The organism is Methylobacterium sp. (assembly GCF_019750675.1).
Lineage (GTDB): Bacteria > Pseudomonadota > Alphaproteobacteria > Rhizobiales > Beijerinckiaceae > Methylobacterium.
This window is the reverse complement of record NZ_JAIEOF010000229.1, coordinates 1-1,742: the sequence shown is the minus strand read 5'-3', so window position 1 is coordinate 1,742 and position 1,742 is coordinate 1. Positions and strand designations below refer to the sequence as shown.

Below are 1,742 nucleotides of genomic sequence, written 5' to 3'. Positions count from 1 at the left end.
CTCGGACCATCTTGCGTCCGCATCGTCTTGGGTTCATTGCCGTGCCCGGGCCACTCCTCCCCAACGAGGAGCTTTCATCTGGAAGGATGACGTACGTGACCAACCGACCCGCCACGCGCCCCCGCGTGCCGAATTTCTCGTCAGGCCCCTGCACCAAGCGCCCCGGCTGGAGCCTCCAGGCCCTCGCGGACGCACCGCTCGGCCGCTCGCACCGCTCGGCCATCGGCAAGGCCAAGCTCAGCCAAGCCATCGACCTCACCCGCAGCGTGCTTCAGGTGCCGGCCGACTATCGCATCGGTATCGTGCCCGCCTCCGACACCGGCGCCGTCGAGATGGCGATGTGGTCGATGCTCGGGCCCAAGACCGTCGAGGTCGTGGCCTGGGAGGCGTTCGGCCTCGAATGGGTCACCGACGCCCTGAAGGAACTCAAGATCGCGCCCCGCGTGCATGTGGGCGATTACGGCATCCTGCCCGACCTCTCGGCCGTCGATACCAAGCACAACGACGTCATCTTCACCTGGAACGGCACGGCCGCCGGCGTGCGCGTCCCGAACGGCGACTGGATCGCCGCCGACCGCGAGGGCATCACCATCTGCGACGCCACCTCGGCCGCCTTCGCGATGCCGCTGGACTGGGCCAAGCTCGATGTCGTCACCTTCTCCTGGCAGAAGGTGATGGGCGGCGAGGCCGCGCACGGCATGATCGTACTCTCGCCCCGCGCGGTCGCCCGCATCGAGTCCAACGTCCCGGCCTGGCCCGTGCCCAAGGTCTTCCGCATGGCCAAGGACGGCAAGCTGATCGAGGGCATCTTCAAGGGCGACACCATCAACACGCCCTCCATGCTGGCGGTGGAGGATTACCTCGACACCCTGAAATGGGCGCAAGAGCTCGGTGGGCTCCCGGCGCTGCACGCGCGGGCGGACGCCAATGCCCGGGTGATCCACGATTGGGTGGCCCGCACGCCCTGGATCGGCCACCTGGCGGCCGATGCCGGCACCTACAGCAACACGGGCGTCTGCCTCGTCATCACCGATCCTGACGTGCTCGCCCTGGGCGACACCGTGGTCGGCGCCGTCGCCAAGGGCATCGCCGACACCCTCGACCGCGAGGGCATCGCCTACGACATCGGGGCCTATCGCGATGCGCCCGCCGGCCTGCGGATCTGGTGCGGCGGCACGGTGGAGCGCGCCGACCTCGAGGCGCTGACCCCGTGGCTCGACTGGGCCTTCGCGGCCGAGAAGGCGAAGCTCGCCCAGGCGGCCTGACCCCAAAAGCCGACGGTCCGTCACCCGTCCGAACGGTCCCGGCGGCGCGCTCGCGAGCGAGCGCCGCCGGGCGCCCGTCCATCCCGTGTCCGGCCCGGAAAGCGCCATGCCCGTGCCCAAGATCCTCATCTCCGACGCGCTCTCCGAGGCGGCGGTCCAGTCCCTGCGCGAGCGCGGGCTCGCGGTGGATTTCCGGCCCGACCTCGGCCGGGATCGCGACGCCTTATTGGCGTGCATCGACGCCTATGATGGCCTCGCGATCCGCTCGGCGACCCGCGTGACGGAGAAGCTGCTGGCCCGTGCGGGGCGCCTGCGGGTGATCGGCCGCGCCGGCATCGGCGTCGACAACGTCGACGTGGCCGCCGCCACCGCCCGGGGCGTCGTGGTGATGAACACGCCCTTCGGCAATTCCATCACCACCGCCGAACACGCCATCGCGATGATGTTCGCGCTCGCCCGGCAGATTCCCCAGGCGGA

The 1,742-nt window shown here is 70.1% G+C and carries 1 protein-coding gene and 1 pseudogene; both read left to right on the top strand.

The annotated features are described in order from the left end of the window. Nucleotides 1-95 precede the first annotated feature (95 nt). Nucleotides 96-1,265, top strand: a complete 1,170-nt coding sequence (locus tag K2X24_RS11960) for a phosphoserine transaminase (RefSeq protein WP_292498220.1) — start codon at nucleotides 96-98, stop codon at nucleotides 1,263-1,265. A 106-nt stretch (nucleotides 1,266-1,371) separates the two neighbouring features. Then, nucleotides 1,372-1,742 (top strand): annotated as a pseudogene (locus K2X24_RS11955) (phosphoglycerate dehydrogenase); the annotation flags it as partial.